19 protein-coding genes are annotated in these 20,157 nt (G+C 71.9%); 5 read left to right on the top strand and 14 right to left on the bottom strand.

Going from position 1 to position 20,157, the window contains the following annotated elements; all coding sequences use genetic code 11:
• Window positions 1-25: 25 nt before the first annotated feature.
• Window positions 26-586: a hypothetical protein gene (locus ABD810_RS10585; RefSeq protein WP_344937377.1), complete on the top strand. Its 561-nt coding sequence runs from the start codon at window positions 26-28 to the stop codon at window positions 584-586.
• 289 nt (window positions 587-875) lie between these two features.
• Window positions 876-1,697 (top strand): SAM-dependent methyltransferase, encoded by an 822-nt coding sequence (locus ABD810_RS10580; protein ID WP_344937375.1) that lies wholly within the window; start codon window positions 876-878, stop codon window positions 1,695-1,697.
• 1,580 nt (window positions 1,698-3,277) lie between these two features.
• Here ABD810_RS10580 and ptsP read toward each other — a convergent pair.
• The 9 genes from ptsP to ABD810_RS10535 all read right to left on the bottom strand — a co-directional run bounded on the left by ptsP (window position 3,278) and on the right by ABD810_RS10535 (window position 10,887).
• Entirely contained in the window at window positions 3,278-4,921 is a 1,644-nt protein-coding gene (ptsP, locus tag ABD810_RS10575; RefSeq protein WP_344937372.1) for a phosphoenolpyruvate--protein phosphotransferase, read from the bottom strand.
• A complete protein-coding gene (locus ABD810_RS10570; RefSeq protein ID WP_344937369.1) occupies window positions 4,914-5,198 on the bottom strand; it encodes an HPr family phosphocarrier protein in 285 nt (94 codons plus the stop codon). The genes ptsP and ABD810_RS10570 overlap by 8 nt, the downstream gene beginning before the upstream one ends.
• A gap of 13 nt (window positions 5,199-5,211) precedes the next feature.
• Window positions 5,212-6,252: a zinc-dependent dehydrogenase gene (locus ABD810_RS10565; RefSeq protein ID WP_344937366.1), complete on the bottom strand. Its 1,041-nt coding sequence runs from the start codon at window positions 6,250-6,252 to the stop codon at window positions 5,212-5,214.
• Window positions 6,249-6,761, bottom strand: a complete 513-nt coding sequence (locus ABD810_RS10560) for a PTS mannitol transporter subunit IIA (protein WP_344937363.1) — start codon at window positions 6,759-6,761, stop codon at window positions 6,249-6,251. Before ABD810_RS10560 ends, ABD810_RS10565 begins: the two co-directional genes overlap by 4 nt.
• Entirely contained in the window at window positions 6,754-7,062 is a 309-nt protein-coding gene (locus ABD810_RS10555) for a PTS lactose transporter subunit IIB (protein ID WP_344937361.1), read from the bottom strand. Before ABD810_RS10555 ends, ABD810_RS10560 begins: the two co-directional genes overlap by 8 nt.
• A gap of 4 nt (window positions 7,063-7,066) precedes the next feature.
• Complete coding sequence (gene mtlA, locus ABD810_RS10550; RefSeq protein WP_344937358.1) at window positions 7,067-8,260, bottom strand: mannitol-specific PTS transporter subunit IIC; 1,194 nt, start codon at window positions 8,258-8,260, stop codon at window positions 7,067-7,069.
• Window positions 8,261-8,320: 60 nt separating this feature from the next.
• Complete coding sequence (pfkB, locus tag ABD810_RS10545) at window positions 8,321-9,262, bottom strand: 1-phosphofructokinase (protein WP_344937355.1); 942 nt, start codon at window positions 9,260-9,262, stop codon at window positions 8,321-8,323.
• Window positions 9,259-10,020, bottom strand: coding sequence for a DeoR/GlpR family DNA-binding transcription regulator (locus ABD810_RS10540; protein ID WP_344937352.1), 762 nt, complete (start codon window positions 10,018-10,020; stop codon window positions 9,259-9,261). The genes pfkB and ABD810_RS10540 overlap by 4 nt, the downstream gene beginning before the upstream one ends.
• 231 nt (window positions 10,021-10,251) lie before the next feature.
• Complete coding sequence (locus ABD810_RS10535; RefSeq protein WP_344937350.1) at window positions 10,252-10,887, bottom strand: hypothetical protein; 636 nt, start codon at window positions 10,885-10,887, stop codon at window positions 10,252-10,254.
• A 232-nt stretch (window positions 10,888-11,119) separates the two neighbouring features.
• On the opposite strand from ABD810_RS10535, the gene ABD810_RS10530 reads away from it, so the two are divergent.
• Window positions 11,120-12,397: an N-acetylglucosamine kinase gene (locus ABD810_RS10530; RefSeq protein WP_344937348.1), complete on the top strand. Its 1,278-nt coding sequence runs from the start codon at window positions 11,120-11,122 to the stop codon at window positions 12,395-12,397.
• Between the two features lie 61 nt (window positions 12,398-12,458).
• Here ABD810_RS10530 and ABD810_RS10525 read toward each other — a convergent pair whose 3' ends face one another.
• Window positions 12,459-14,057: a glycoside hydrolase family 10-like protein gene (locus ABD810_RS10525; protein ID WP_344937346.1), complete on the bottom strand. Its 1,599-nt coding sequence runs from the start codon at window positions 14,055-14,057 to the stop codon at window positions 12,459-12,461.
• 338 nt (window positions 14,058-14,395) lie between these two features.
• On the opposite strand from ABD810_RS10525, the gene ABD810_RS10520 reads away from it, so the two are divergent.
• Window positions 14,396-15,937: a glycoside hydrolase family 3 protein gene (locus ABD810_RS10520; RefSeq protein ID WP_344937344.1), complete on the top strand. Its 1,542-nt coding sequence runs from the start codon at window positions 14,396-14,398 to the stop codon at window positions 15,935-15,937.
• A 144-nt stretch (window positions 15,938-16,081) separates the two neighbouring features.
• Window positions 16,082-16,987, top strand: a complete 906-nt coding sequence (locus tag ABD810_RS10515; RefSeq protein WP_344937342.1) for a MurR/RpiR family transcriptional regulator — start codon at window positions 16,082-16,084, stop codon at window positions 16,985-16,987.
• 64 nt (window positions 16,988-17,051) lie between these two features.
• On the opposite strand, the gene ABD810_RS10510 is transcribed toward ABD810_RS10515, so the two are convergent.
• From ABD810_RS10510 to ABD810_RS10495, 4 genes are all read right to left on the bottom strand, one after another.
• On the bottom strand, window positions 17,052-17,519 hold the full coding sequence (locus ABD810_RS10510) for a hypothetical protein (protein WP_344937341.1): 468 nt from the start codon (window positions 17,517-17,519) through the stop codon (window positions 17,052-17,054).
• A 147-nt stretch (window positions 17,520-17,666) separates the two neighbouring features.
• Window positions 17,667-17,834, bottom strand: a complete 168-nt coding sequence (locus tag ABD810_RS10505) for a hypothetical protein (protein ID WP_344937339.1) — start codon at window positions 17,832-17,834, stop codon at window positions 17,667-17,669.
• 134 nt (window positions 17,835-17,968) lie between these two features.
• The gene (locus tag ABD810_RS10500) at window positions 17,969-18,682 is read right to left on the bottom strand and encodes a hypothetical protein (RefSeq protein WP_344937337.1); all 714 of its coding nucleotides are present in this window, start codon (window positions 18,680-18,682) and stop codon (window positions 17,969-17,971) included.
• A gap of 159 nt (window positions 18,683-18,841) precedes the next feature.
• Complete coding sequence (locus tag ABD810_RS10495) at window positions 18,842-19,900, bottom strand: hypothetical protein (RefSeq protein ID WP_344937335.1); 1,059 nt, start codon at window positions 19,898-19,900, stop codon at window positions 18,842-18,844.
• Between the last annotated feature and the right edge of the window lie 257 nt (window positions 19,901-20,157).

The raw sequence follows: 20,157 nt of genomic DNA, 5'->3' as shown, positions 1-20,157 counted from the left end.
GGGGGGATCGGTAGAGTCGCTGGCGATGGCCACGCATACGATCACCTCGCAGTGGGACGAGATCCCTGAGGACGCCGACGACCTCGCCCTGGTCCAGGGCGGTGCCTTCCGCACCTTCCAGTGCGCGTGCGGCACCCCGCTCCCCAACCGGATGGCCGCCGAGCTGCACGCGACGGAGACCAACCAGTGCACGGCGTGCCTCGGATCCGCGGACGAGGAGATCGTGCCCGGGTTCGTCCGCCGCTGTCCCGCCTGCGCAGCCACCGGCCGGCGCAACGTCCAGCTCGTGTGGGAGGTCGCCCACAGCGAGGCCGAACAGATCATCACCGTCGAGCTCGTCCGCGGCCTGATCGACGGCCTCACCGGCCCGTTCCGGCTGTCGGAGGTGGCCGACGCGACGCGCCTGGCCCTCGGCCTCCCGATGGGCCGCCTTCCCGTCGGGCCCCGCGTACGCGACGTGCTCCGCGAGCTTGAGGCCGCCGGCGAGCTGGTCATGCTCTCCGCTCCGGACGAGCTGCTCCGGGGGCCGTCGGTGGTGCTGTACCGCGACCCCCAGTGGCAACGGGTGACCGCGCCGTCCGCATGACCAGAGGCCAGGGTTTCGGGGAGGCCCAAGGCCTCGGAGAGGACCAAGGCCTCGGAGAGGACCAAGGCCTCGGAGAGGACCAGAGCTTCAGGGAGGACCAGGCGATCGGCACGCCACTTCTCCATGCCGTACGCCCACCAAATCCCGATTAATCCCTACGTATGGGTTCCGGTCTCGCTCCTGATGAAATATGAACGTAGCCGGGAATGCCGCCAAGATCCTCGCACCTGGCGCTACGCTGACGTGTGAACGATCACAACGGAGTGAAGCGGAAAGGGCTGCTACCCCCGTGAGCAACAGCACCCCCCTCCCCGATCAGGGGCAGCAGGCGAAGATCGATCCTACGGTGGCGCACTCGGCCCGAGTCTGGAACTACTGGCTGGGCGGCAAGGACAACTTCGCCTCCGACCGCGAGGTGGCCGAGCAGATCCTCACCGTGATGCCCGATCTCGTGGACTCCGCCCGCGCCGACCGCGCGTTCCTCGGCCGGGCCGTCCGGTTCCTGGTCGCCGAGGCGGGCATCCGCCAGTTCCTCGACATCGGCACCGGGCTGCCGACCGCCGACAACACCCACGAGGTGGCGCAGTCGGTCGCCCCAGAGTGCCGTGTGGTGTACGTGGACAACGACCCGATCGTCCTGACCCACGCCCGCGCCCTGCTCGTGGGCACGCCCGAAGGCGTCACCGACTACATCGAGGCCGACCTCAACGACCCGGAAATGATCCTGAAGCAGGCCGCCCGCACGCTCGACCTCACCCGGCCTGTGGGGCTGATGCTCCTCGGGAGCCTGAACTTCATCGTCGACACCGCCAAGGCCATGGCGATCGTCAAGCACCTCGTGGACGCGATTCCCTCCGGCAGCTACCTGGCGATCGCCCACCCCACCGCGGAGGTCCACGGCGACGCCATGATCGAGGCGGTCCAGCGCTGGAACGAGGCCGGGTCGGCGCCGATGACACTGCGCACCTCCAGCGACTTGGCCGCCTTCGCCGAAGGGCTGGAGATCCTCGAGCCGGGCGTGGTGTCGTGCTCGCAGTGGCGTCCCGAGCCCGACGACTTCGACGCCCGGCAAGAGGTCTCCCAGTTCTGCGTCCTCGCCCGCAAACCCTGATCCCACCACCCGGCCGCCAACCCGATTTCACCGACCCGCCTCCCACCGCCTCGGCGCCGTAACACACCACCGGGGCACCGAAGGTAATGCGCACCCGAGGCCCATCGACCCCAGCATCAGCGGGCATGAGCGGTGCAATGGTCCGGCAAGCACCCCTGGAATGGTCCAGCAAACAACCCGTGGATGGTTCGGCAGGGAACCCGTGGATGGTTCGGCGAGAATAGGCCCCGGCTCACCCGCCCACCCCAGCTTGCTCGCCGCACCACGGCGCCGGATTCACCGCCTCGCCTCCCACCGCCTCGGCGCCGCAACACACCACCGGGGCACCGAAGGTAATGCGCACCCGAGGCCCATCGACCCCAGCATCAGCGGGCATGAGCCGTGCAATGGCCCGGCAAGCAACCCGTGGAGTGGTCCGGCAAGCAACCCCTGGAATGGTCCAGCAAACAACCCGTGGACGGTTCGGCAGGGAACCCGTGGATGGTTCGGCGAGAATAGGCCCCGGCTCACCCGCCCACCCCCGGTTCCCCGCCGCACCACGGCGCCGAATTCGCCGCCTCGCCTCCCACCGCCTCGGCGCCGCAACACACCACCGGGGCACCGAAGGTAATGCGCACCCGAGGCCCATCGACCCCAGCATCAGCGGGCATGAGCCGTGCAATGGTCCGGCAAGTAGCCCGTGGAGTGGTCCGGCAAGCAACCCCTGGAATGGTCCAGCAATCAACCCGTGGATGGTTCGGCAGGGAAGCCGTGGACGGTTCGGCAGGGAAGCCGTGGATGGTTCGGCGAGAATGGGCCCCGGCTCACCCGCCCACCCCCGGTTCCCCCGCCGCACCACGGCGCAACCTTCACCACGGCGCAACCTTCACCGCGTCGCCTCGCTGATGCAGGGGTCGACGGGCCGCGAGTGCGGATCACCTTCGGCGCCCGGATCGTGCGTTCCGGCGCCGACGCGGCGGGACGCGGGGCGGTGACTCCGGCGCCGTTGTACGGCGGATAGCCCGGGGAGGGCGGGCGAGCCGGGGCCCATTCTGGCCGGCGTCTTCCCACCGGTTCTTACCGCCCTCTCCACCAACAAGCCCCCACACCGATCCAGCTGACCACAACCACTGGCGCCCCGGTGGCGTACTTCAGCGCCGCCCTCCGGCGCCCGGATCGTGCGTTCCGGCGCCGACGCGGCGGGACGCGGGGCGGTGAATCCGGCGCCGTTGTACGGCGGACAGCCCGGGGAGGGCGGGCGAGCCGGGGCCCATTCTGGCCGGCGTCTTCCCACCGGGTCTTACCGTTCACCAGCAAGTCCCCACACCAATCCAGCCCCTCACCACAACCACTGGCGCCCGGTGGCGTACTTCAGCACCGCCCTCCAGTGCCCGGATCATGCGTTCCGGCGCCGACGCGACAGGACGCGGGACGGTGAATCCGACGCCGTTACGGCGGACAACCCGGGGAGGGCGGGCGAGCCAGGGCCCATTCTGGCCGTCGACTCCCCACCGGGTCTTACCGTTCACCAGCAAGTCCCACACCGATCCAGCCCCTCACCACAACCACTGGCGCCCCGGTGGTGTGCTTCGAGTCCGCGGTCATCGGCGTCCGCTGATCGCCGCCCTGGCCTCGGCCGGGTTCTCCGCCTCCAGGGCCCGCCGGGCGCCGGCCTCGCACTCGTCCAGTGAGTGCCGGCCCAGTGCCTCGCGTACGGCCGGGACGCTCGGAGCGGCCATGGACAGGCTGCCGATGCCGAGTCCCACAAGGACGGTGGCCAGCAGCGGGTCGGCCGCGGCCTCGCCGCACACCCCCACGGGCTTGCCTGCCTCCCGTCCCGCCTCGCCGCACATCGCGATCAGCCGAAGCAGCCCCGGCTGCCAGGGGTCCAGAAGGTCGGCCAGCTCGCCGTGCTGCCGGTCGGCGGCGAAGGCGTACTGCCCGAGGTCGTTGGTGCCCACGCTGAGGAAGTCGACCTCCGCCAGCAGGCGCCGGGCGTGCAACGCGGCGGCCGGGACCTCGATCATCACCCCGACATGCCGCAGGCCGCGTTCACGGGCACGCCGCGCGAACCCGGCCGCCTCGTCCGCGGTGCTCACCATCGGCGCCATCACCCAGGTCTCGGCGGCGCTCGCACGCGCGGCCTCGGCGATCGCGTCGAGCTGGGTGTCCAGCACCTCCGGATGGATCCTGCTGGTGCGCAGCCCGCGCACGCCGAGAGCGGGATTGGACTCGCCGGGAAGGCGCAGGAACGGCAGCGGCTTGTCCGATCCCGCGTCCAGGGTGCGGATCACCACCCGCCTGCCCGGAAGCGCCTGGAGCACCGCCGTGTAGGCGGCCACCTGCTCCTCGTAGGTGGGGGCGTCGCGACGGTCGAGGAACAGGAACTCCGTGCGGAACAGGCCGACCCCCTCCGCCGTGCCGGGCCGCAGGTCGCGCGCCGAGCCGATGTTGAGCAGCAGCGTGACGGGATGCCCGTCGGCCGTCCGCCCCGGGCCCTGCTCGGTGGCCGGCCGGTCGCGCAGCGCCGCCGCGTCGCGCTGGATCGCCGCCGCGGCCTCCTCCCCCACGCCGACCTGGACCTCGCCGCTCGCCCCGTCGACGGAGATCCACGTCCCGTCGCCGATGGCCGCGGCCCCCCGGCACGCCACCACGGCGGGCAGGCCCAAGGTCCGGGCCAGGATGGCGGTGTGGCTGGTCGGGCCGCCCTGCTCGGTGACGAGCGCGAGGACGGTCGCGGTGTCGAGGTTGGCGGTGTCGGCGGGCGCGAGGTCGTCCGCGATCAGGATGTACGGGTGGCCGGGGTCGGGCACGCCGGGCATCGGCAGGCCCAGCACGGCCGCTACGGCGCGGTTGCGGATGTCGTCCAGGTCGCCCGCGCGGTCGGCGAAGTAGCCGCCCGCCGCCAGCAGCGCCTGACGGTGGTGGGCGCACGCGGCGTCGACCGCGTGCGCGGCGCCCAGCCCCGAGCCGACCCCCTCCTCGACCGATTCACGGAGGGCGGGGTCGGCCGCCATGAGACTCTGCGCCTCCAAGATGGCCCGCGCGTCCGGGTTCGACGCTCTGGCGGCGTGCTTCTCCAGCAGTTCGGCGACGGCGTCCAGGGCTCTGGTCGCGACACCGATCTCGTGGGCCGCGTCGGTCACCGGCGCGGGCGGCGGCAGCACCGGCGGCCGCTCCATCCGGTGCGCCCGGCCCGCCGCGCGCCCGGGACTCACCCCGAGCCCGCGCACGATCTCAGGCATCGGCGGGCTCCTCCGCGTCCAGGTCACGCGACAGCAGTTCGGCGAGGGTCTCCAGGGCCTCCTCCGCGCCCGGACCCTCGGCCTGGAGGGTCACCACCGTGCCATGCCCGGCGCCGAGCGCGAGCACACCCAGCATGCTCGTGGCCGGCACGGACGGCCGGTCGCCGGCCCGGATGCGTACGGCCACGCCCTGCCGGGCGGCGGCCTGGACGAACAGCTTCGCGGGCCTCGCGTGCAGACCGCTGCGTGAGGCGATGGTGACGGTCTTCTCTGGCATGGCGGCGCTTCCCTCAGGGTTCGACGGTGACTTTGATCGCGGTTCCGCGGGCGACGATGTCGATGCCGTCCAGGACCTCGGTGAGCGGGATGCGATGGGTGATGAGGTCGCTGACCGGGACCGCCCCCGTGGCGATCAGGTCGAGCGCCTCGGCGTTGTGCCGGGGACTGGATCCGTTGGCCCCGACGATGGTCAGCTCGCGGTAGTGCACGAGGTTGGAGTCCAGGGCGATGACGGGGTCGTCCTTGGGCAGGCCGCCGAAGAAGCTGATCCGGCCCTGGCGCGCGGCCATCTGGAGCGCCTGCTCCTGGGCCGCCCCGGACGCCGCGGCCGTGATGACCACGTCGGCGCCCCGGCCGCCGGTCAGCTTGAGCACCTCGTCCACGATGTCGGCCTTCCCGCCGTTGATCACCGCGTCCGGCCCTACGCGCTCGGCGGACATGGCGAGCCTGCCGGCGTTGAGATCGGCGAGGAAGACCCGGCCGGCCCCGCGCGAGCGGGCGAGCCGCACGTGCAGGCAGCCGATGGGACCGGCCCCGATGACGACCACGTCGTCCCCCTGGCCCACGCGGGCCAGTTCCTGCCCGTTGAGTACGCAGGCGAGCGGCTCGGCGACCGAGGCCTCGGCGAAGCCGACGCCATCGGGGATCCGGTTCAGCCCGCCGACGGCCAGGACCTTGGCGGGCACGATCGTGTGCTCGGCGAACCCGCCGTCGTAGTGGTACCCCATCGACTCCTGGTTGGGGCACACGGTCATCCTGCCGCGTAGGCACTCCTCGCAACGGCCGCACGGGATCGCGGCGATCACCTGCACGCGGTCGCCCGCCGCCCAGCCGGAGACCCCGGCGCCGACCTCGGCGACCTCTCCGGCGATCTCGTGCCCCATGACGCGGGGCGGGCGGATGTGGTGGTGACCGTGCTTGAAGATCTTGACGTCGGTGCCGCAGGTGGAGCAGTTGCGAACGCGTATCTTGACCTCGCCGGGTCCCGGCGAGGGCTCGGGCGCGTCCTCCACGCGGATGTCACCGGGGGCGTGGAAGCGGGCGACCTTCACTCGGGCGTTTCCTCTCTGATGGGCGGCGGCCCGCTCCCGGGTGCCGGGAGCGGATCCGCCTCGTCGTCTGTATCGGGTTGCAGGAGCCGGACCACCTCGTCGACATCATCGGTCCGGCGGAGGGCCTCGGCGCGCTCGGGGTCGAGCAGGATCTGCGCCAGCTCGGACAGCAGCTTCACGTGGCCGTCGCCGCGTGCGGCGATGCCGATGCACAGCACCACAGGAAAGCCGTCCCAGTCGACGCCGCCGGGAAAGCGCAGGACACTGATGGCGTCGTGGTGGACGGAGTCCTTGCCCGCGACGGTGCCGTGCGGGATCGCGACCCCCTCGCCGACGTAGGTGGAGATCGACCGCTCGCGCTCGAGCATCGTGCCGATGTACGGCTCGTCGATCGCGCCCACGGCGAGCAGCGCCTCGCCGCACTGCCTGATCGCCTCGTCGCGGGATCCGGCCTCGGCCGAGAGCCGTATGGCCCTTCGATCGAGCGGCAGCGGGGCCGTGTCAGGCATCGACGGTGCCGCCGCTCTTCATCGTGCTGATGAGCTTGGTCACGGCGGGGTCGCCGATGAACAGCTGGATCGGCACCAGGACGGTGCCGGGGGCGGAGACCCTGGCACGGTCGGCCAGCCCCGCGTGGCAGACGATGATGTCGGCGTCGGCGGGGATCGAGTTGACCGGCGTGTGCTCGACCTCGACCGACAGCCCTTTCAGGGACTTGCGGAGCTGGCTCGCGAGCATGACGCTGCTTCCCATGCCCGCGTCGCAGGCGACCACGATCTTCTTGACGTCCTTGCTGTCGATGCTGGGCATTCGGTCACACCTCTCTGGTGACGGGCTGGGCCTGCTTGTCGTCCTTGGCGTCCCCCGCGGGCACCTCGTCGCCGGCGGTGTCGCCGTCGCGCAGGGCCCCGGCGTCCGGCTGCCCCGCGGAGGCATCGGGCTCGACGGCGGGCTCGTCGCCGTTGGCGCGGCCGAAGCCCAGCAGCGCGGAGGCGACGACGAACGAGACGGCGGCGGCCACGACGACCCCCGCGAGGACGCCGAAGTAACCGCCCCTGGGGGTGACCGCCATGTAGGCGAAGATGCTGCCCGGCGCGGGGGTGGCGACCAGACCGGCCCCGGTCGCCATGAAGACCAGGATGCCGGACGCCCCGCCCGCCATCACCGCGAGGATCAGCCGGGGCTTCATGAGCACGTACGGGAAGTAGATCTCGTGGATGCCGCCGAGGAACTGGATGACGATCGCGGCCGGGGCGCTGGGCCGCAGCAGGCGCGGGCCGAAGAACATGTAGGCGAGGAGCAGTCCGAGGCCGGGGCCAGGGTTGGACTCCAGCATGAACAGGATCGACTTGCCCTGCTTCACGGCCTCGGCGACCCCGAGCGGGCCGAGCACGCCGTGGTTGATCGCGTTGTTCAGGAAGAGCACCTTGGCCGGCTCGATGAGCACCGAGGCGAACGGGAGCAGGCCGTTCCCGATCAGCCAGGAGACGGCCTGACCGGCCGCCTCGGTGATCGACTCGACGATCGGGCCGACGGCCCACACGCCGAGGACGGCCATCCCCGCGCCCACGATGCCGGCGGAGAAGTTGTCCACCAGCATCTCGAAGCCGGCCTTGGTCCGCTCCTGGATGAAGCCGTCGACCAGCTTGATGACGTAGGCCGCGAGCGGACCCATGATCATGGCGCCGAGGAACATCGGGACGTCCGCCCCGACCACGACGCCCATCGTGGCGACGGCGCCCACGACGGCGCCGCGCTGGCCGTGGACCATGCGCCCGCCGGTGTACCCGATCAGAATGGGCAGCAGCGAGCCGATGATCGGATCGACCAGCGCTCCGAGGGTCTTGTTGGGCAGCCAGCCCGTCGGGATGAACAGGGCGGTGATCAGGCCCCAGGCGATGAACGCGCCGATGTTCGGCATGATCATGCCGGCGAGGTATCCGCCGAAGCGCTGGATGGACGCCTTGACGCCTGTTCCGTGCACCGTCGGTGTGTAGGTGTCGGCCATGTGAGGTTGCTCCTTCCGGGGCGGCCGGCGTGAGCCGGCGGGGGGTGTGGAACGCCGCTGTCAGTCCCCGGACGTCAACGGCTTGGTGGGATCAGGGTCGATGATGCGGACGCTGCCGCGGTGGATGTCGGCGGGCGAGGGCATCCGGCTGCCGGGTAGCGCCACGGCGGCGGAGGCCCAGGCCAGCGCCTCCACCAGGGCCGCCTCGCCCTGTGCTCCGGCGGCCAGGAAACCCGCCAGCATGGCGTCACCCGCGCCGACGGTGCTGCGCGGCTCGTGCACAGGGCACTGGCCGTGCCAGGCCCGGCCGTCCTCGACGAGGATCGCGCCGTCCGGGCCGAGGCTGGCCAGGACGGACCTCGCGCCCATGGCCCGCAGCTTGCCCGCCGCGTCGATGGCGTCCCCCAGCGACGCGATCGCTCCGCCGGTCGCCTCGGCGAGCTCCTCCCGGTTGGGCTTGACCAGGGCGGGCGCCGAGGCCACCGCCGACACCAGCGCGGGCCCGCTCGTGTCGACCGCGACGTTGATGCCCGCCTGGGTGAACCGCCGGCACAGTTGGGCGTACAGGTCGACGGGAACGCCCGGGGGAAGGCTGCCCGAGGCCACCACCCAGTCGGCCGACTCCGCGGCGCCGAGCACCGCGTCGGCGACGGCGTCCAGCTCCGCGGCGGAGAGCGCGGTGCCCGGTTCGTTGATCTTGGTGATCGTGCCGTCGGGCTCGGCCAGCGTGACGTTGGACCGGGTGGGCCCGGACACCGGGACGGTGATCATCTGGATGCCCTCCTGGGAGAGCAGGCTGACGAGCTGGCCGCCCTCGGCTCCTCCGTAGGGGACGACCGCGCACGACCTCACCTGGTTGGCGAGCAGCGCGCGGCACACGTTGACGCCCTTGCCGCCCGGGTCGAGGTGGGCGGTGGCGGCGCGGATGACGGTGCCCCGCGCCAGGCTCGCGATCTCGATCGTGCGGTCGAGGCTCGGATTGAGCGTCAAGGTGAGGATCACGCGCGGATCACCTCCGGCCCGGCCGCCACCACGTCGGCGACCGTCGCCGGGTCGAGCCCGGTGTCGGTGATGACCACGTCGATCTCGTGCACGGAGGCGAAGCGGGCGAGGTAGGTGTCAGCGAACTTGGTGTGGTCGGCCAGCAGCACGCTGCGCTTCGCCGCCTTGATCATCGCTCGTTTGATCGCCGCCTCGGCGGGGTCGGGCGTCGTGAGGCCCTTGGCCACCGAGCAGCCGTTGGCCGCCATGAACGCGACGTCGACGTTGAGCCGGGAGAGCGGGCGCAGGGCCCAGTCGTCGACGGTGGCAAGCGTGCGCCCTCGCAGCCGCCCGCCCAGCATGATGACGTTCAGGTTGGCGCGCGTCGCCAGCACCGTGGCGAGCGGCGGGGAGTTGACGATCACCGTCAGCTCGCGGTCGGCGGGCAGGATCCGCACCAGCCGGCCCGTCGTGGATCCCGCGTCGATGATGATCGCGCCGTCTTCCGGAAGCTCCGCCACCGCGGCCTTGGCGATGCGTTCCTTCTCCGCCGTCATGACCTCGTCCCGGGCGGCCAGCTCCGGTTCGAACCCCAGCCGCTCGACCGGGATGGCCCCGCCGTGCACGCGGCGCAGCACGCCCGCACGCTCGAGAACGGTCAGGTCGCGGCGGATGGTCTCGGTGGTGACCGCGAACTCCTCGCCCAGCGTCACCACGTCCACCCGGCCGATGGCCCGGGCTCGCCGCAGGATCTCCTGCTGCCGCTCCTCGGCGTACATCGTGTTGATTCACCGCCGTTTCGAGTTGGTTTCGTCTTTGTTTATACCCGTCTAAGTTGGAACGTCAAGGTTTCAGGGACGGCAAAAGGTCGGCCATATCGGCTCAGGGGGCAGAAAGGCGGGACCGTACCGGCTCTGGGGGCGGGGGAAGGCGGGGCCGTACCAACTCCGGGGCGGGGGAAGGCGGGTCCGTACCGGCTCTGGGGGCGGGGAAGGCGGGGCCGTAAGGGCTTACAGACCGGACAGGGCCAGGGTGAGCAGGGCCGTGCCTCCTCCGGCCAGGGCACCGGCGGCGACCTGGGCGACGGTGTGATGCGCGAGCCGTACGCGCGCCCAGCACACGACCGCGACGACCACGGCCCCGCCCACGATCGTCGGCGTCGCGGGAAGGACGTGCGCGAGCACCAGCACGGTGCCCGCCGACACGGCGGCGTGGAAGGAGATCTTCCACTTCAGCGTCACGGGGACGGTCACCGCCAGCCCCGCCAGCATCGCGGCGACCGTGGCGACCAGGAGCCGCGGAGCGCCGAGACCGGCCAGCAGCATCAGCGCCGCGAACACGGCCACGACGGCCACCAGCAGCGGGACGGTCCTGCGCGACCGGTCGACGAGGTGCCGCGAGTCGAGCCGCCCGGCGCGGACGCCTATGGCGATCACCAGGGCCGGGATCCCGCCGCACAGCGCCGAGGCCACCAGACCCCACCGGGCACCGGCCCAGCCGTCGGAGACCAGGCCGACCACCGGCGGCAGCCCGATGACCAGCACCTGCGGTGCGAAGATCTCGGTGACCAACCGGGCGAGCCGTTCAGAGACGCCGGAAACCCCCGCGGCCCCTTCCTCGGCACCCGTCGCACGCCGGCCACCCATTGACGCTCCCCCGTCGACACTTCCCGAGCTACGCAGACTGCCACACCTCGATGACCGACGGTCGCCACCACGCGTGATCACGCCCTCGAGATTCTTTCCTCCTCCCCCAGGCCCCGGGGGTCGGCCGCTCCGGGCCGCCGCCGGACTCCTCCGGCGTTCTTCCAGCAGGCGCGAGATGGCGTAATTCTTCGTCTGCCTATAATCCTGAGGAGATCAGCGCCATAGGAGGGGTATGGGAAACACCGGCCCCCCAGCCACCGGCGACACCGGCACCGGCCATGCGGCCACAGGCGGCACCAGCACCGGCACCGGCCATTTGGCCGCAGACGGCACCGGTACGCGCCATGTGGCCGCGGGCGTGGACGAGGGCACCTTGAGCACGCGTCGCCTGGTCGTCGGCGTCGACGGGGGCGGCACCAGCACGCGCTGCCTGGTCGCCACCCTGGACGGTGAGATCCTCGCCCGAGGCCAGGCCGGAGGGGCCAATCCGCGCTCCGCCCGCGACGCCGGAGGAAACCTCGCGCGCGCCCTGACCGAGGCACTGTCGCGCATCGGCCCCCGGTTCCGTACGGAGGACGTGCTCGGCGGGGTGTTCGGGCTCGCCGGCGCCAGCGAGGCGGGCCGAAGGCAGGCATGCGCGCTGGCCACGGACGCGTGGCGGGCCGCCGGCCTCCCGGGGCTCCCGGTCGTGGTCCCGGACATCCTGGTGGCCTTCGCCGGCGCGACCTCCGGCCCGACCGGCAGTGTGATCATCGCGGGTACGGGCGCCGTGGCCGCGCGCATCGAGGATCGCGAGATCACCCGCCGTTGCGACGGGTACGGATGGCTGCTCGGGGACGAGGGGTCGGGCGTGTGGATCGGGCGGCGGGCCGTCCAGGCGGCCCTGACCGCCCTCGACGGCCGAGGCCGCCCCACGGTGCTCGTCGACCGCGTCCTGCCCGCGCTCATGCCCGACGCGGCCGAGAACGCGCCTGCGACCGGTAAGGCACCGGCCGACGCGGCCGAGAACGCGTCTGGGAGTGGCGAGGCGCCGGCGCGGCCCATCGTGAGCGGCGAGGCGCCGGCGCAGCCCATCGTGAGCGGCGAAGCGCTGGCGCAGGCCATCGTCGCGGCGGTGTACGGCGGGGAGCCGGCGCGGCTGGGGACGCTCAGCCCGGTCGTGGAGGCGGCCGCCCGTGAGGGCGACAGGGTCGCCCTCACCATCCTCGACGACGCCGCCCGTCTGCTCGTCCGCACTCTCGAGACGGTGGGCCCCGGCGATCCCGGCCTGCCCGTGGTCCTCGCGGGCTCGTTGCTGACCCGGCCGACCCTGGTCGCCGAACGGGTCAGGGAGTCGCTGCCCGGCCGCCTGGTCGTCCTGTCCCGTGACGGCGCGGCCGGAGCCGCCGCGCTGGCCCTCCGTACCGCCGCCCGCGCCTGGAACACCACCGCTCCGCCTGCCGGAGACCGGCGCGGGATGCCCGGCGCGGAAATCGAGGCGGCCCACCACCGCCTCATCACCACCGGCTGACGAAACCACCTCGTCCAGCCCGTCACATCCATGTGACCCGAGGATCCGGCTTCGTGCCGGGCTATCGCACCTGGTGTGAAGGGCTGGGCTCGCTCTGCCGGTTGGCCCGGTCGAGGGCGGTCACCCGATAGCACGCGCCACGCTTGCCACCGGTGTCGAGGAACTCGCCCCGATGTCCGCCCGGCACCACCGCCACCAGCCCCTCGGCCTCCGCCGCGTCCTGTCCGCCGAAGCGGTAGACCGCGTACAGCCGCGGCTCGCCGTGACCGGTCGCGCGGAAGCCGAGTTCGACGCCCTTCCCCGTATGGCGCGCGTGGGTGATGACGGGCCGCCGGGGCGGGTCGCCCTCGGCCAGCCGCGGGAGCACCGGACCGAGCGCCGGTCGCGTGTAGTGGTCGTTCTCGAGCCGGGTGAAGAATCCCAGCCGGTCGGCGCGCACGTCGGTCGAGCTGAAGTAGACGTCACCGCCGATCTGCGGGTGCTCGCGGTTGAGGGTCAGGTGCCGTGAGAGCTCCGCCGGGTCCTGCCAGGCCGGGGGCTGTCCGGCGACGCCCACGTTGTAGGCGGCCTGCCCGATCCAGAGCTGGGTGCCGGTGCCGGCCACGGCCTCGGCCCACCAGGGGGTGAGGACCGCGTAGTCGGCGGCCGGCAGGCCGATGTTCCAGTAGAGCTGCGGGACGACGTAGTCGAGCCAGCCCTTCTTCACCCATCCCCGGGTGTCGGCGTACTGCTGGTCGTAGGACTCCGAGCCCGTCGTCGCCGAGCCCAGCGGGTCGGTGGTCGAGTTGCGCCAGATGCCGAACGGGCTGATCCCCCACTGGACCTCGGGCTTCTCCGTGCGGACGCGCTGCCCGATCTCCTTGATCAGCAGGTCGACGTTGTTCCTGCGCCACGCGGCCCGGTCGGGGAACCCGGCCCCGTGGCGGGCGTAGGCGTCCGCGTCACCGAACTCCTGCCCGTCGAGGGGATAGGGGTAGAAGTAGTCGTCGAAGTGCACGCCGTCGATGTCGTAGCGAGTGACCGCGTCCATGATCGCGTCCTGGACGAAGGCACGGACCTCGGGCAACCCCGGGTTGTAGTACAGCGAGCCGCCGTAGGCGACCCCCCAGTGAGGGTGGCGGCGCACCGGGTGCTCCGGCGCGAGCAGGGCCGGATCGGCCTGCATGGAGACGCGGTAGGGGTTGAACCACGCGTGGAAGGCCAGCCCGCGCTCGTGAGCGGCCTCGATCATGAAGGCGAGCGGGTCGTATCCCGGGTCCCGCCCCTGGACGCCCGTGAGGTACTGCGACCACGGCTCGTACGGCGAGGGCCAGAAGGCGTCGGCCGTCGGGCGGATCTGGACGAAGACCGCGTTGAACCGGCGCTCGTTGGCCAGGTCGAGCCAGGAGACGAACTCTCTCTTCTGCTCGGCGACGGGCAGACCGGTGAGCGAGGGCCAGTTGGCGTTCGCGACGGACGCGATCCACATGCCGCGCATCTGGCGCGGCGAGGCCAGGGCGGCCGTCGCGCCGGAGCCGGCGTGGAGAGCGTCACCGGCGTGATCGTGAGGCCCGGCGGCGTCGGCGCGGTAGGCCGGGCGCTGCCCGAGTGCGAGCGGGACGAGTGTGGCCGCCGCCAGGCCTTTCAGTACGTCCCTGCGGCTCACCGGGCGCGGGCGCATGCGGCCTCCGGACGGCGTGGTGAGAGACCTCTGGCCGCTCCGGCGACGAGGCCCCGGCGCCGGCCATGGCCTGGGCGCCGACGGGGGCCTCCGGCGTGAAGATGGCAGAAGGTTTCCGTGGGATCAATGACCCTGAAGGAAATCGTCATCAGGTCGTGACCTAACGAAGAGTGGATGAAGGAAAGCTTCATAGAAGATATGTGAAATGACAGGTAACGCCACATTGACGCAAACCCGCAGGCACGAGCACCGTCGCCGGCGAGATCGATCGGCCCCCATACGGGAAGGATTGAAGAGGGCCGGCAGCGACCAGCCGCACCGACGAACCGGAAGCCCGCATGCCGCACAGCGCTGATCTCGACCGCCTCGCCGCCACCGTGCTCCAGGTGGGGTTCGACGGCACCACGCCTCCGGACTGGCTGCTGCGGCAGCTCGCCGGCGGCCTCGGGGGAGTGGTGCTGTTCGCCCGCAACATCTCGCCCGACTCCCCCGGGCTCGTATGGCGGCTCCGCCAGGAGAACCCGCAGGTCATCATCGCCGTGGACGAGGAGGGCGGCTCGGTCACCCGCCTTGAGGCCGCCACCGGCAGCTCGTGGCCGGGCAACGCCGCCCTGGGCGTGGTCGACGAGACCGACCGGACCGAGCGGACCGGCATGGAGATCGGCCGGCTTCTCGGCGCGGCGGGGGTGACCCTCGACTACGCCCCGGACGTGGACGTCAACGCCGATCCGGACAATCCGGTGATCGGCATACGGTCCTTCGGCGCCGACGCCGGGCTCGTGGCCCGGCACACCGCGGCCTGGGTGGCCGGCCTGCAGAGCACCGGTGTCGCCGCCTGCGCCAAGCACTTCCCCGGGCACGGGGACACCGTCACCGACTCCCATCTCGCGTTGGCCACCGTCCACGCGTCACGTGAGCTGCTGGAGCACCGTGACCTGCCGCCGTTCCGCGCCGCCATCGCGGCGGGGGTCCAGGCGATCATGTGCGGCCACCTGATGGTGCCGTCCCTGGACCCCGAGCGGCCCGCGACCCTCAGCCGCCGCGTGCTCACGGAGCTGCTCCGCGAGGAACTGGGGTTCGGCGGCCTGGCGGTGACGGACGCGATCGAGATGAAGGCCGTCGCCGCCCACCTCCCCCAGACGGAGATCGCCGTAAGCGCGCTGGCCGCGGGCGCCGACGCGATCTGTGTGGGGATCACCTCCCCCGGCGGGGAGAACGTCGCCGAGTTGCGCGCGGCGATCGCCCAGGCGGTGCGCGACGGCGTCCTCGACGAGGCGCGCCTGGCCGAGGCGGCGGGCCGGGTGCGCGCGCTGGTGTCCTGGCACGAGTCCAACCGCCAGGACGGAGACGGCGAGCACGGCCTGGGGCAGGGACACGAGTCCGGCCGGCGTGGGCCGGTGGTGGTCGAGGTGGACCCGGAGCACGGTGTCTCCCGGCTCGGCCTGGACACGGCCCGCAGGGCGCTTCGCGTGACCCTGGGCGAGGACGCCCTCGAACGCCCGGTCCTCACCCGGCCGCCCCAGGTGATCGAGATGACCGCGCGTCCCCATCAGGCGATCGGTGGCGCCGTGCCGTACGGGCCCGGCGAGGCCCTGGCCGGACGGCTGCCGGGCACCACCGTGACGACCCTGACGCCGGACCGGCACGGCCTCCCTGAGCTGCGTGACCAAAGCCAGTCGCCCCTGGTGGTGGTCACCCACGACGCGCACCGGCACGGCTGGATGGGGGACAACCTGGCGGAGATCCTCCGCCGCCGCCCGGACGCGATCGTGATCGAGATGGGCCTGCCGAGCCGTCCGGTGGGCGCCGCCTACCTGACCACCAGCGGCAACTCCCTGGTCTCCGCGCTGGCCGCCGCCGAATGGCTCACCCGAGCCTGAACACACACCTCATCCCTGCGGGAACCGGGACACAGGCGTGCCCTGACAGCGGGGGCATCGCGCGGCTGACTACAAGTCGAAACTCCCCGCCGGGCTCCGTAGTACCAGGATTGAGTAATCTGTCGGTAACAGAAAAGGAACCCAATGATCGACCCGCAACGCTCGACCCCTGAGAACCTGGTCGCCCGGGTGCGGGCCGTCCTTCCCTCTCTGACCCCCTCCGCGCAGATCATCGCCCGGCTCATCCTCGACGACCCCGCGACCGTCGCCCGGAGCACGATCACCGAGCTGAGCGCCGCATCGTCGACCAGCGAGGCGACCATCGTGCGCACCGCACGGGTGCTCGGCTTCTCCGGGTACGCCCAGCTCCGGCTGGCCCTCGCCGCGGCCGCGGCCACCCGCCAGGTGCCCGACAGGCTCGTCCCCGGTGATCTCGCCCCCGACGACCCGCTCTCCGACGTGATCGCCAAGGTCACCCGTGCCGAGGCCGACGCACTGGAGGACACCGCGGCGCAGCTCTCCCCCGAGCGGCTCGGCGAGGTGGTCGACGCCATCACCGCGGCCCGGCGCATCGACGTCTACGGCGTCGCGGCCTCGGGGCTGGTGGCGGCCGACATGTCCCAGAAGCTCCTGCGCATCGGCCTGTCCGCCCACGCGTTCACCGACGCGCACCTGGCGCTGACCAGCGCCGTGTTACTGCGGCCCGGCGACGTCGCGGTCGGGGTGAGCTGCACGGGTGAGACCCCCGACGTGCTGGAGCCGATGCGCCGCGCGCACCAGGCCGGCGCGACGACCGTGGCGATCACCAACAATCCCCGGTCGGCGCTCGCCGAGGTGTCCAGCCACGTGCTGATCTCGGCGGGCCGGGAGTCGGCCTTCCGTCCCGGCGCGCTGGCCAGCCGCATCAGCCAGCTCCTGCTGGTCGACTACGTCTTCGTCGGCGTCGCCCAGCGCACCTCCGAGGTCTCCAACGAGGCCCTGCGAGCCACCCGCGACGCCCTCGACCAGTTCGTCTCCGAGTCCCGCCCCCGGCCCCGCAAGCCGTCGTGAGGCGCGGCCGCCCGTGGCCGTCCGGAGGCCCGTAGCAGCCGCAACGCCGCCGCCCGTGGCCGCCTCAGCGCCGCCGGCGGCGGGCCACAGATGACCTGCGCGTGCCGGCGGGAGAGCCGCCGGCGCATTCGTCGATGAGCATGCTGAGGCCGATGCCGACCAGCCATACGTCCTTGGCCACGCCCACGCCCTCGGGCGTCGGGCGGATGTCGCCCGGCCGTCGCAGACCGGGCGTGCGGAGGTAGAGGCCGAGCAGGCCGGCGCCGAAGGCCGTGAGCGCCGCGCCGGCGAGGGCCGTAGGGACCACCGGGAGGATCAGCGCCGTCCCGAGGGAGATCTCGGCCATCGCCAGGAGTTTCGTGAACCGCTCGGGGTCCAGGCGTTTGAGAAAGGGGTAGCTGCCGGCGGCCATGCCGTGCACCCCCGCCGCCGTCTGCTCGTCCGCGTCCAGCTTCGTGAGTCCGGAGTTCAGGATGTACGCCCCGGTGGCGATTCGCGCGGGAAGGTGATGGGGACGTGCGAGAAACCGCATGGTTCCTCCTGTTACGTCTGAGGCGGCAGGTCACCCGACCCATACCCACCAGCCGTGGCGCCTACCAGCGCCTCGGCTCGCAGGCGCCGGTAGACGGCATCGATGGGCGGAAGCGGACGGCCACGCGAGGGCACCGTCCGCCCCGCGTCACCGGGCCTCTCGAGAACCGAAGATCTTGGAGAGCGCCGCCACCGCGAGGATGACCACCCCGATGATCAGCGCCCACTTGACGATGCCGGCGACCAGGCTCAGCACGGTGCCGAGGAGGAAGAAACCGACGATGACGGCTACGACGAGCAGAAGAATGCGTCCCATGGCTTCACGCTAGGCCGCCGGACCGGCCGGCGACATATGCCGAGATCGAGTTCAGGGACGAGTCAGGGTTCGCGCTCAGGGTCGGGTGAGGGTCAGCGCATGGCGGCGTGCCCCGCGTGCCGTCGCCAGGTGGGTCAAAGGACGGCGCAGCCGATCCGGACCGGGACGCGTGCCGACCAGCGGCCGGAGAGGACGTCGTAGGCCTGGGCGTAGCCGTTGCTGGGCTTGCCGGCGGCCGAGCAGTCGAAGACGCCGGTCTTCTTGCCGAAGCTGCCGCCCGCGAAGCCGCTGTGCGCGGTGGCGTTGACGGTGCCGCTCCAGAACAGGCGGCCGGTGTTGTAGCGCAGGTAGAGCTTGACCTGGCCGAAGTTGTAGTGGTCGCCGCTGAGCTTGATGCGGGCGATGTCGTCCACCGAGGTCGTGGTCGAGGTGCCGTCACCGTTGTCGGTCGGCCCGACGGTGTACCTGTTGATCCACAGGCGGGCGGAGACCTTACGGTTCGCGGCCTGGGCGTTGTCGGCCTTGGCCTGGGAGCGGACTCCGGGGACGACACAGACGTCGTCGCCGCTGAAGGCCTCGCGCCAGACGTAGCCGGTCACGCAGGTGTGCGCGCCGAACGCGCCGGAGGTCCACCGGCCGGCGGCGGCGGCGTTGTCGGAGCGGGTCTGGGTGCGGACGCCCGGGGTGACACAGACGTGGTCGGCGGGGCGGGCCTCGCGCCAGACGTAGCCCTCGCGGCAGGTGTCGGGGCCGAAGTCGCCGGTGGCGGCGGAGGCGGAGGTGGCCGGGATGGTGACGGTCAGGCCGGCGACGGCGGCGACGGCGAGGCCAAGCAGGGTGCGCTTCATCGTTTCTCCTCGGTTCGAGTGTCTTCCCGGTCCGATCGCTTGGCCCCGGGGGTCTTACACACTCATTGATAGAGGCGCTCACCTGCATGTTCATTGACAGCCGCTTACGTCACCGGCTGTAAGCGGGCTGCAAGTAGGTCAAGCCCGGCGAAGGCGGTCTCACACCGGGACGGCGAACAGGACCCGGCGCCCCTTGTACTCGGTGAGGCTCCAGAGCTGGTTCTTCTCGTTCCAGCACGTGAGGTCCTCGGGGCCGACCGGGAACTTCTTGACCTGGGCGGGCTGTCCGGCCGAGACGACCAGGAGTGAGCCGTTCTTGGTGGACGACGCCGCCTGGCTGAGGTACCAACGTCCCTTATAGGAGAGAGCGCCCTGGATCTTGCCCGCCGGGAGCGTGAACGCGTCGGCCGCGGAGGCCAGGCCGTCCGCGCCGGCGACGAGCGTGCCGTCGGGGGCGAGCGGCCAGCGCGCCACGCGCCCGACCTGGCCGGGGTCGTCGGCGGGGTCCACGTACTCTCCCGAGACGAACATGTGCGGGCTGGTGCTGCGGTCGACGGCGGCGAAGGAGAACCGGGCGGACCCGGTGGCGCTCCAGGCGTCGACCTGCGGCATCACGTACCGGTAGCCGAAGGCGTGGTACTTACCGGACTTCAGCCCGATCTTGTCGTCGTCGCCCTCGACCTCGTAGATGTGCCGGGTGTCGAACACCCGCATCCCCCGCGAGGTGTCGGCGACGTAGAGCAGGTCCCCGTACCAGGCGATCCCGCCCGCGTGGATGTTGACGGCCGCGTAGGAGGTCCCCTTGGGCTCCACCAGTAGGACGTGGCGGTACTTCTTCGTCGCGGGGCTGAGGAAGGACACGCGGACGCCACGCTCGGCCGCCGGGCCCTGCGGTTTCCAGTACCAGGTGGCGGCGAACGCCTGGACGTCCTGGTCACCCGACTCGGAAGTGGAGGTCAGTCCCTGGGGGTACCACTCGGTGGTGTCGTTGTCCCCGGACTCGAAGCAGTACCAGTCGGCCGGCCGGGGACTCATCGAACCGAACGCCGTCGTGCTTCCCTTGCGGGTCGCCGTGCGGTTCGCCTGGGCCAGCACCGTCTTCAGGGTGCGCGCCGGCAACGCGCCGGCCAGCGCCTCGACCGCCTGCGGAAGGTCGCGGGTGTTCCGGCGGAGCCGGAACGGCCCTGGATCCGTCGCGGTCATGAGGCTCGGGCCCATGCGGACGCCCCCGTCGTGCTCCAGGAGCGAGGACGTGCCACCACGGCATTCAACCGCATCCCGCTCAGTCGATGATCAACCACGACAGTGTGCCGCAGGAGCGATATATCCGTCTACGTAATGACCGATTCGGCATTCCCCACGGATCCCCCCATCTCCACCAGGGAGAGGTGGGAGGACGATGCCGCCCCGGTTACCGGTGGCCGACCCGCGGAAATGGGGGCCTCCCCGAGATGGGAGGCCCCCATTTCCGCGCG

The sequence above is a fragment of the Sphaerisporangium flaviroseum genome (assembly GCF_039537005.1).
Lineage (GTDB): Bacteria > Actinomycetota > Actinomycetes > Streptosporangiales > Streptosporangiaceae > Sphaerisporangium > Sphaerisporangium flaviroseum.
Note: the sequence above shows the minus strand (reverse complement) of the source record. Positions and strands in the feature narration are given on the sequence as shown.

What these genes read in the sequence shown, in the direction of transcription:
- ABD810_RS10585 (WP_344937377.1), top strand. Translation starts at nt 26, where the DNA reads ATGGCCACGCATACGATCACCTCGCAGTGGGACGAGATCCCTGAGGAC.
- ABD810_RS10570 (WP_344937369.1), bottom strand. Translation starts at nt 5,198, where the DNA reads ATGCCAGAGAAGACCGTCACCATCGCCTCACGCAGCGGTCTGCACGCG.
- ABD810_RS10505 (WP_344937339.1), bottom strand. Translation starts at nt 17,834, where the DNA reads ATGGGACGCATTCTTCTGCTCGTCGTAGCCGTCATCGTCGGTTTCTTC.
- ABD810_RS10525 (WP_344937346.1), bottom strand. Translation starts at nt 14,057, where the DNA reads ATGCGCCCGCGCCCGGTGAGCCGCAGGGACGTACTGAAAGGCCTGGCG.
- ABD810_RS10535 (WP_344937350.1), bottom strand. Translation starts at nt 10,887, where the DNA reads ATGGGTGGCCGGCGTGCGACGGGTGCCGAGGAAGGGGCCGCGGGGGTT.
- ABD810_RS10500 (WP_344937337.1), bottom strand. Translation starts at nt 18,682, where the DNA reads ATGAAGCGCACCCTGCTTGGCCTCGCCGTCGCCGCCGTCGCCGGCCTG.
- ABD810_RS10510 (WP_344937341.1), bottom strand. Translation starts at nt 17,519, where the DNA reads ATGCGGTTTCTCGCACGTCCCCATCACCTTCCCGCGCGAATCGCCACC.
- mtlA (WP_344937358.1), bottom strand. Translation starts at nt 8,260, where the DNA reads ATGGCCGACACCTACACACCGACGGTGCACGGAACAGGCGTCAAGGCG.
- ABD810_RS10530 (WP_344937348.1), top strand. Translation starts at nt 11,120, where the DNA reads ATGGGAAACACCGGCCCCCCAGCCACCGGCGACACCGGCACCGGCCAT.
- ABD810_RS10520 (WP_344937344.1), top strand. Translation starts at nt 14,396, where the DNA reads ATGCCGCACAGCGCTGATCTCGACCGCCTCGCCGCCACCGTGCTCCAG.
- ABD810_RS10515 (WP_344937342.1), top strand. Translation starts at nt 16,082, where the DNA reads ATGATCGACCCGCAACGCTCGACCCCTGAGAACCTGGTCGCCCGGGTG.
- ptsP (WP_344937372.1), bottom strand. Translation starts at nt 4,921, where the DNA reads ATGCCTGAGATCGTGCGCGGGCTCGGGGTGAGTCCCGGGCGCGCGGCG.
- ABD810_RS10555 (WP_344937361.1), bottom strand. Translation starts at nt 7,062, where the DNA reads ATGCCCAGCATCGACAGCAAGGACGTCAAGAAGATCGTGGTCGCCTGC.
- ABD810_RS10560 (WP_344937363.1), bottom strand. Translation starts at nt 6,761, where the DNA reads ATGCCTGACACGGCCCCGCTGCCGCTCGATCGAAGGGCCATACGGCTC.
- ABD810_RS10495 (WP_344937335.1), bottom strand. Translation starts at nt 19,900, where the DNA reads ATGGGCCCGAGCCTCATGACCGCGACGGATCCAGGGCCGTTCCGGCTC.
- ABD810_RS10540 (WP_344937352.1), bottom strand. Translation starts at nt 10,020, where the DNA reads ATGTACGCCGAGGAGCGGCAGCAGGAGATCCTGCGGCGAGCCCGGGCC.